The organism is Mesorhizobium sp. M0047 (assembly GCF_040323315.1).
Classification (GTDB): Bacteria; Pseudomonadota; Alphaproteobacteria; order Rhizobiales; family Rhizobiaceae; genus Mesorhizobium.
On the sequence record NZ_JAMYUW010000085.1, the window covers coordinates 1 to 9,399 of the forward strand.

General features: G+C 61.1%; 6 protein-coding genes and 1 pseudogene. 2 read left to right on the plus strand and 5 right to left on the minus strand.

Features of this window, described 5'->3' with window-relative positions:
* Positions 1-363 precede the first annotated feature (363 nt).
* From NKJ89_RS35165 to NKJ89_RS35180, 4 genes and pseudogenes are all read right to left on the minus strand, one after another.
* A complete protein-coding gene (locus tag NKJ89_RS35165) occupies positions 364-1,362 on the minus strand; it encodes a sulfate/molybdate ABC transporter ATP-binding protein (RefSeq protein ID WP_352609007.1) in 999 nt (332 codons plus the stop codon).
* 13 nt (positions 1,363-1,375) lie between these two features.
* A complete protein-coding gene (gene cysW, locus NKJ89_RS35170) occupies positions 1,376-2,260 on the minus strand; it encodes a sulfate ABC transporter permease subunit CysW (RefSeq protein ID WP_352609008.1) in 885 nt (294 codons plus the stop codon).
* A complete protein-coding gene (cysT, locus tag NKJ89_RS35175; RefSeq protein WP_352609009.1) occupies positions 2,253-3,104 on the minus strand; it encodes a sulfate ABC transporter permease subunit CysT in 852 nt (283 codons plus the stop codon). The genes cysW and cysT overlap by 8 nt, the downstream gene beginning before the upstream one ends.
* Before the next feature lie 410 nt (positions 3,105-3,514).
* Positions 3,515-4,618 (minus strand): annotated as a pseudogene (locus tag NKJ89_RS35180) (IS110 family RNA-guided transposase).
* A 375-nt stretch (positions 4,619-4,993) separates the two neighbouring features.
* Here NKJ89_RS35180 and NKJ89_RS35185 point away from each other — a divergent pair.
* The gene (locus NKJ89_RS35185) at positions 4,994-5,182 is read left to right on the plus strand and encodes a DUF3606 domain-containing protein (protein ID WP_352609010.1); all 189 of its coding nucleotides are present in this window, start codon (positions 4,994-4,996) and stop codon (positions 5,180-5,182) included.
* Positions 5,183-6,097: 915 nt separating this feature from the next.
* Here the strand turns inward: NKJ89_RS35185 and NKJ89_RS35190 are convergent.
* Positions 6,098-6,289: a hypothetical protein gene (locus NKJ89_RS35190; RefSeq protein ID WP_352609011.1), complete on the minus strand. Its 192-nt coding sequence runs from the start codon at positions 6,287-6,289 to the stop codon at positions 6,098-6,100.
* Between the two features lie 350 nt (positions 6,290-6,639).
* On the opposite strand from NKJ89_RS35190, the gene NKJ89_RS35195 reads away from it, so the two are divergent.
* Positions 6,640-9,105 carry an RTX toxin gene (locus NKJ89_RS35195; RefSeq protein ID WP_352609012.1) on the plus strand — a complete coding sequence of 822 codons (2,466 nt, stop codon included), beginning with the start codon at positions 6,640-6,642 and terminating at the stop codon, positions 9,103-9,105.
* The last annotated feature ends 294 nt before the right edge of the window (positions 9,106-9,399 follow it).

The following is a 9,399-nucleotide window of genomic DNA, read 5'->3' on the forward strand; positions in this document are numbered from 1 at the left end:
GGCAGCAATTGAGGATGCCGCGCGGAGTTTGGCAACGGGTCAACAGAATTTCAGTAAATAGCGAAAGCGGGCTGTCGCGCTCTACTCAGCAAAAACCCAGCGCGAAGCGGGGCGGCTAAACCATCGTGTGCCCCGATAGTGCCTTCGATTGGGCTAGTAACACCCTCGCACAATTGAGGCGCGGCTTGGCTATGGGTATTTATTAGCTGTCGGCCATCTACCCCTCCCAGGCGATGGCGGCACCAAGCTCACCCCCTCCCCACGGCGAGCTTAAAGCCCGCTGCCACCTCCCAGGCAGCGGGTTTTTCCAAGGCCGCAACAAAGCCCGCCGAAGCGGGGTTTCTGTCTGGCGGTGGGCTGGGGTCAGGCGTTCCAGCGCTTTTCCTCGGCCAGCGCCAGGGCCTCAACTTCCTCAGCCGCGGGATGATCGACCGGCAGTTCGATTTCGACCCGCTGGCGCTCGCCACCGATCTCGAGTTCGACGCGGCGCGTGCCGGCGACGCGGCGGCTGGCGGCAACCGTGCCGGCGATACAGCCGCTGCAGCCGTCCAGCAATTCGACATGGTGCGGGCGGAAGTAAAGCGTTGCTTCGCCCGAGGGCTCGTTGGGCGCGGCAAGCCCGATCGGACGGTCGGCGAGCCAGATCTCGCCATTCTCAACCTTGACCGGAAGCGAGCTCGATTCACCGATGAAGCCGTAGACGAAGGGCGAGTTGGGCGCGTCGTAGATGTCGTCGGCAGTGCCGACCTGCTCGATGCGGCCCTGGCTCATCACCACGACGCGGTCGGCAAGCTCCAGCGCCTCTTCCTGGTCGTGGGTGACGAAGACGGTGGTGTGGCCGGTGGCGTCGTGGATCTCACGCAGCCAGCGGCGCAATTCCCGGCGCACCTGCGCGTCAAGCGCACCGAACGGCTCGTTGAGCAGCAGCACCTTGGGTTCGCTGGCCACCGGAGAGCTGCGCCGGATAGCGCTTTTCGAGCCCGAAAGCTGGACGAGGTCGAGCAGCTCGGAGGCGCGGCGGCGGATTTCCTGCGCCGGCGGGCGCGACGACCCGTGCCGGACCTTCAGGCCGAAGCCGATATTGTCGGCCACCGTCATATGCCGGAACAGCGCATAGTGCTGGAAGACGAAACCGACATTGCGCTCCTGGATCGACTTGTGCGAGGCGTCCTCGTCGCCGAAGAAGATATTGCCCCGTGTCGGCCGCTCCAGCCCCGCGATCAGCCTGAGCAGCGTCGTCTTGCCGGAACCGGACGGCCCCAGCAACGCGATCAACTCGCCCGACTTGATGTCGAGCGACACGTCATGAAGCGCCGGAAATCGCTCAAACTCCTTGCGTACGTTGGCAACGCGAACTTCCATGCAAATCCCTCTGTCAGTGCCCGCGCGTCGCGGCGATCTCGGCGCCGTAGCGCATCTCGAGAAGTGTTTTCAAGACCAGCGTGACGAGCGCCAGGCCCGCAAGCAATGAAGCGACGGCAAAGGCGCCGACAGCGTTGTACTCGTTATAGAGGATTTCGACATGCAGCGGCATGGTGTTGGTCAGGCCGCGTATGTGGCCCGACACCACCGACACCGCGCCGAACTCGCCCATGGCACGCGCATTGCACAGGAGCACGCCGTAGAGCAGCCCCCATTTGACCTTGGGCAAGGTCACATACCAGAAGGCCTGCCAGCCATTGGCGCCAAGCGAGAGTGCTGCCTCCTCGTCGCCATTGCCCTGTTCCTGCATCAGCGGGATCAGTTCGCGGGCGACGAAGGGGAAGGTGACGAAGACGGTGGCCAGCACGATCCCGGGCACGGCAAACAGGATGACGATGCCATGTGCTTTCAGCCAGCTGCCGAGCAACCCCTGGGCGCCGAACAGAAGCACATAGACGAGCCCCGAAATAACCGGCGAGACCGAGAAGGGCAGGTCGATCAGGGTGGTCAGGAAGGCCTTGCCCTTGAACTCGAACTTGGCGATCGCCCAAGCTGCGGAGATGCCGAAGACGATGTTGAGCGGCACCGAAATCGCCGCCACCAGCAGGGTCAGCCGGATCGCCGAGCGCGTGTCGGGATTGCCGAGCGCTTCGGTATAGGCATCGATGCCCTTGGCGAAGGCTTCGTTGAAGACGATGATCAGCGGCAAGACCAGGAAAATGCCGAGGAAGGCGAAGGCGACAGCCATCAGCGCTACACGCGCTGGGCGACTTTCCGTGACCGCCGCCGACCGGCTTCCGTGGTGGGCTTCGTAGGATTTGATCTCTGGATCAGGCATAGCGCTTGCGGCTCCATGTCTGCACGAGATTGACGACCAAAAGCATGACAAACGACAGAGCGAGCATGATCGCCGCGATCGCAGTTGCCGCGGGGTAATTGTATTCCTCGAGGCGGATGACGATCAGAAGCGGCGCGATCTCGGATTTGTAGGGTAAATTGCCGGCGATGAAGATAACCGAGCCATATTCACCGACGCCGCGCGCGAAGGCGAGCGCGAAGCCGGTGACGATGGCCGGCGCCAGGCCTGGAAACAGGACGCGGGTGATGATCTGCAGGCGATTGGCGCCAAGCGTGGCGGCGGCTTCCTCCACCTCCCTGTCGATCTCCTCCATGATCGGCTGCACGGTGCGCACGACGAAGGGCAAGCCGATGAAGACCAGCGCGATGACGATGCCGAGCGGCGTATAGGCGACCTTGATGCCGAGCGGCATCAGCAATTTGCCGATCCAGCCGTTCGGCGCGTACAGAGTAGTCAGCGCGATGCCGGCCACAGCCGTAGGTAAGGCGAAGGGCAGATCGACCATGGCATCGACGATGCGGCGGCCGGGGAAGCGATAGCGCACCAGCACCCAGGCGACCAGCGTGCCGAACACGACATTGACGGCCGCCGCGAGGAAGGCGGTGCCGAAGCTGATCCTCAGCGCATTGATTGTGCGGCGATCGGTGGCGATCGCCCAAAATTCAGGCCAGCCAAGCGCGGCCGAGCGCCAGAGCAGCCCGGAAAGCGGGATGAGGATGATGAGGGTGAGGTAGGCAAGCGAGAAGCCGAGCGTCAATCCGAAACCCGGAATGACGCTCGGCTGCTTGAATCGCCACCCCGCCTGCGCGGGTGCTGTGGTCATATCGTCCTGAATATCGACTTACTGAGGCTTGTAGATCTGGTCGAATATACCACCATCGCCGAAATGGTAAGGCTGCGCCTTCGTCCAGCCGCCAATAAACCCGAAACCGCGTTCTCCATCCCGCGGGTTCTTTCCCCGGAGGCTTCCGGACGCCGGCCCCGGCAGTGTGGTGAGCGTCGCGATGGGCCGGCATCCGAAACCCTTATATGGGGATGGTCAACCACAAACGGCGTCACGTCGACATTGTCATGTACCTCCGGGCATCCGCAGATCCATTCGATGGGTCCGTTTGCGTGACGCGGTTCGCGAACGAACCCAGTCCACCTTATATTCGGTCAGGGCGCATGCACCTGTTCCATGATCCCGCTTGCGGCGTGATCGGCCTGGAGATTGTTATGATCGATTGGCGTCTACGCTGATGGTTTCGTCAGGAGAGCTCCTTCTATAACGACTCCGGCGTTCACGTATTTCCACAGCGCAACAAGCAGTTTCCGAGCGAGGGCGATGATCGCCGTCTTCTTGTACCGGCCACCATTCTGGATGACTCGCGCCCTGAACCACTGGCTGAGTGCGGAATTGGGTTGATGGCGCACCCAGAGCCACGCAACCTGGACAAGCGTCGACCGGAGCCTAGGATTGCCGGACTTCGAGACTCCCTGCTCGCAATTAATCTGCCCACTTTGCCAGGGCGTTGGCACCAAACCAGCGTAGGCTCAAACTTGCGCGACAATCCCTCAGACCACAGGACGGCCGCGAACTCCGGACCTATTCCCTTGAGACTGAGCAGCAGGGCCGGTGTTGGCTGATCTGCCGCGACGAGCAAGGCGTCGCGTGCCTCTTCAACATCCTTGATCTGCTGGATCAGCAACTCGATGCGATCAAGCTCGCGGCTGATCTGCGCCATGAGCGCTGGCGGCAGTGGACGCCCATCTCCGGTAATGAGCGCGTCGAGGCATTTGCGTCAACGCCTTTCAACGGTTCGTATCCGGACACACCTTGGCTGAACAAAAGGCCCTTTATCCTGTTGACGTGCCTGATCCGCTCGTTCGTCAGCGCCTTCCGCTCCCGCACCAACCGGCGACGGTCTTCCTCCTCCGGCGTTGGCACTCGCAACATCGCGCAAACCCGAGGCTCGCCGCGGTTGTAGCCAACAACGCTCGAACCAGTGCTTCCCCATCAATCCTGTCGGTCTTGGCCCGCCGGCGGCGACGCGATGTGGCAATGGATGCCGGGTCCACGACACACTCTCGATGCCTTCGCGTTCGAGGACCCGATGTATCCAGAATCCATCCAGACCAGCTTCCTGGACTGATATGACCCGGAAACGCTGCGCTGTCCGCACTTCCGCCTTTCGTTGCAGCTCTGCGAAGTGATCGAGCAAACCCGGAATGTCGCCCCCCGGCACGAGGTGTCTCGACATTCTCTCGCCCCCACCTGGCGAAAGCGAAGTCACGAGCCATTTTGACCCGAGACAGTTCTAACGAGACAAATATTGCGGCAACATCGACGCGGATAGCGGCCGGGGCTTTGGGGTGTTGGCTTGCATGCTGACCTCCAGGTGATGTTTGGCGACTTCACTCTGGCAGAGCGCTGGTCGCCTTCCAGCCCCATAGGATCTTCACAGGAGCGGACATTGGAGGTTCCGTGACCGGCTGGTAATATGCGTCAGAAAGACAGAGGTTGGCTGATAAAGTGGTGGAGGCGAATGTTCGGGCATCATGGGAGGAATGAACGATAGCCGACCATCGCCGGCACGCTTAGACATCATCGGAACCCCGCGCGACGAATTTGATTCAATATCGGGGAACCAGTTCCGTTCCATTAGCTGTGGCTAAAAATCCGGGAACTTCGGTCCTGTATCGCTGTTCTATTCGCAAGGAGGAACAAACATGGCCGACGACAAGAGCAAGCGCGATTCCCGCGACCGCGACCGCGTGTCTGGGGATGAGGAATATGAGGTAGGCTATTTAGCCAGCAAGTTCGGGCTGTCGATACCGGAGGTACGCGAACTCATCGCGAAGCACGGCAATGACCGCGAGACGCTGGAGCGCGAAGCCAAGGCGCTCGGCAACCGGTGACAAAGCTCTCGGATCTGCGCCCGTCAGCGCATCCCCGCGGGCTGCTGTCCTATGCCGCGGCGCTTAGGCGTGATCTCCTCGATCTGCGCCTCAACTTCGTCTGAACCATCGCCTGTTCAACGGATTCTGCTTCTGCCCTGTCCTTCGTGGTCAGGACCCCACGCCAGAAGGAGTTTTCGAACACGCTGCCGATGTAGGTTGTCACAGGCTGGTTGGTCATCTTCATCCCCCTGGTCGATCTAAAGCCCGCCCCTCTGTGGGAGAGCGCGGGCCGATCGGAGGACGCCCAATCTTCTTCCACAGGCGATTGAGGGAACCACCTGCCGCAAGCGTCAACTATTGGAAATCACTGATATTCCGTCGAGCCGGTGTAGATTGTCGAGAACTGTCCCGTTCACGGTACATTGCAACTGTCTGCGGTCGATTTCTTCCGTGGATGTAGCCGCACACTCCAAGGCATCCTATAACCCCGCTGTCGAACCGGCAGCGGGCTACCGCACAGGCGCTGTAGGTAGCCGCGCCGGCCCGCTTGATGCCCCCTTGGCGCTGCCCTGCATGGTCCTGGACGCGCTTATGTACTCCGCGCAACCAAGTAGGCGATCCCATACGCCATGAGGAGCAAAAGAACGAGAATCACATATTCGAGAACTGTGCGTGAGGGATAAATTTTCAAGGCATCCGACCTCACCCGACGACACTGCAGCGTAGCAATCTATCGATCGCGAATTCCTTACGCCACAAAAAACTCCCCAGCGCCATAGGGAGTTGCGCCAGCTTTCGATGATGCGATCAGGTTAGCCCACCGCGCTGAACCCGCTTGGCGGCGTCTAGCTGACGGCGCTAACGCGTGACGAGAGGTGGGCGGATGGCGCTACAGGTGCTGTAGCCGTTACCCTTACGGCTGGGTAGCGTTGGCTACTTCTGCATAATCCGGTCGAGCAATTCGGGCTCGACCATCGCTTGGCCGGCAAAGTCGCGGACCATTTTCGCGGCGTAGTCCCGCCATTGGTCCTCGGGGATGTTATCTTCGATGACGGATTTTGTGAAAACGCTGCGCAGGATATCGCTGTCGCACGCGGTTACCACCGGGCTAGCCAGTTGTTCCATGATGCAACCTCCCATCGAGGGCGGGAGCACAGATGACTCTCTACCACCGGACGCCCTTACAGGTGAACTGCAGGGAGGTTTTGAATGTCCCATAGCATTCCCCGCGCAGGAACTGCAGCCCCACGGCACGCTCAGGCTCGGCGGCATGATCTGAATTTGCAGAAGACGCTGGACAGAACTAGCGCCCCTCACACCGCCGGTTAGACGGTTCGGCTATGGATTAATCCGGATTGGTAACTGGATTATGGTTCTCGATCTCGTATCCTAGTCAATCTTGTGCGGAAGAGGGAGTCTTGAAAGTGGCTAAGCCGTCTCACCCCATGTGCAGTGGGAGTGGCGTGAGACTCATCATGACGGACTCCGGCATTGACTCCGGCATCAAAGGCGACTGGCTGAACATCGACGATTTGACGCTGCCAATCGGAAGCGTGAGCGGCAACGAGAAGACTGGCGATATCTCCGATCTGAGCGACGAACCTGCTGCGGAAACCGGCAAGGGGATTCACAGTCACGGATTGGATCGCGCCGCGAACAGCCTCGATCTCATTTCCGCGGATGGCATCACTCCGACATCGGGGAGCGATGTCGGATTGAACCTCAGCGGACTGGCCGAGGCGGCAGCCGGAGTTGGCATTCATCTGGACAGCAGCTTTCTCGATTTGTGGCAGGACGCGACAACGGGCCATGCCGACAGCCAAGTCACCTATGCCGCCACAACCCCTGAGGCAGTTGCTGACCTCGGCACGGTCTCGACGGGCGCCGCGGCCATCTCCAGCAGTCTCCTCGCCACCGCCTCGAATGCAATCGACCCGATCTTCGAGACAAGGGTGGCGGCCGCCGGCGACGATGTCGAGGAAAAGGGTTCGGGTTCGATCTCGAGCAACATAAACGACCTGGAACTGGGCTATGACGGCAGCACTCGACAGACGGTAGGCATCCGCTTCACCGGGATCGACATCCCGCAAGGCGCCATCATCACCGGCGCCTATATCCAGTTCCAGGCCAATGAGGTGAAGACCGGCGCGACCTCGCTGCTGATCAAGGGCGAAGATACCGACGACGCGAGCGCCTTCACCAGCGTCAGCTTCAACGTGTCCTCCCGCGCGACGACGGACGCGTCCGCAGCCTGGACGCCGGACCCGTGGACCACGGTAGGCGAGCAAGGGCCGACCGAGCGCTCGCCGGACCTGTCGGCGATCGTGCAGGAGATCATCAACCGCTCGGGCTGGGCTGCGCTCAACGACATGGCATTTTTGGTCACCGGCACCGGCACGCGCACAGCCGATTCCTACGAATACTCGCCGGCCAGCGCTCCGCTGCTGCACATCGAATATCTGCTGCCTGGATCAGGCAGTCCGGTGACCTTCAACACCCCGGCCGACGCCAACGCCGCCACCAACCAGATCGCCGAGCTTGCCGCGGCAGGTGCATCCACCGGGATCACCGCCTCGGCCACGGATCCCGATGCCGGCTCGACCGTCACCTACAGCATCAATGACTCGCGCTTCGCCATCAATGCCAGCAGCGGCGTCATCACGCGCTCGACCACCGGCACGCTCGACTTCGAGACCCAGCCGTCGATCAATCTGACAGTGACGGCAACCTCGTCCGACGGAAGCACCGCCAACCGGGCGTTCAGCCTCGCCGTCCTCGATAGCCCTGAGCCGGTCGCCTTCAACACCCCGCCGGATACCGACACCGCCGCCAACCAGATTGCCCAGAACGCCGCCGCCGGCACGGCGGTCGGGATCACCGCCTCGGCCACGGATCCCGATGCCGGCTCGACGGTCGCCTACAGCATCAACGACACGCGCTTCGTCATCAATGCCAGCACCGGTGTCATCACACGCTCAAGCACCGGCACGCTCAACGCCCAGTCCGAGCCGTCGGTCGCCCTCACCGTCACGGCCAGGTCGTCCGACGGCAGCATCGATACGCACGCCTTCGCCGTCAGCATCACCGACGCTAACCAGCTGCCGACATCAGTGACCTTGGCGCATACCATCCTGACGTCGCTGTGGTCGCCACCGAGCCCCGATCCCACGGATCTCGTCTATATTTCTCATCTCGACACGCTGCTGGTTGCCGATAGTGAAGTTGACGAAATGTCCATCTTTACCGGCAAGAATCTCTACCAAATGAATCTGAGCGGCACCCTGGCGGGCACGCTCACGACGATCAATTTTTCCGATGAGCCGTCGGGGATCGCCTACAATCCCACCAACCACCATCTCTTCTTCACGGACGATACTGGCACGAAGAGCGTATACGAACTCAACCCCGGACGGGACGGACTTTACAACACGTCCGACGACGTTGTGACCTCATTCAAGACGGCCGCATTCGGCAGCAAGGACCCGGAGGGGATTGCCTATGATACAAAACGTGGAGTCCTATATGTCGCCGACGGCACGACCCAGACGATTTACACCATCGCTGCGGGTCCAAATGGGAAATTCGATGGTCTCCCGAGCACGGGCGGCGATGACATAGTTACTAGTTTTTCTGCGCGTGCGCTGGGGACCCCTAGCGACGAAAGCATCGCGTACGATCCAGTCCACGACCTCCTTTATATCATTGCGTCGAAAAACTCGGTGGCAATGGTAACGCCTACCGGGCAATTGTTGGGCACGCTCGATATCTCCGCGGCCCATGCGCACAAACCGTCGGGAATGGCGCTGGCGCCAAGCAGCGACGATCCAAGCCATAGTATGAGCCTGTACATCACTGATCGCGGCGTGGACAATGACACCAATCCGACCGAGAACGATGGCAAGATCTATGAATTCCATCTTAATGATTGGCTGCTCGCCTGATCCGCCAAGCCATCGGCGCGACTGGTAAGCTGCTGTATCTTCGATTTTCCGGTTCGCAGAATTCGCTCGACTACCTGATCGCCAAGAAGGCAATCTTGCAGGAATGGAGAAAGTCTGCGGTGACAAGCATGGTGACCTCTGCACGAAAATGGTCGCCGGGGACCGAGCCAAAGTCCGGGTCTGCTCGTGCGCCCAGGCCTGAACGAGAGGCAACGCGCCTGTCCCGTCGGCGTCCTGCTTGGAGCCGCGCACGGTCTTGCCGTCGATGGCGACGACGCCGCCGATGCGCCCGGC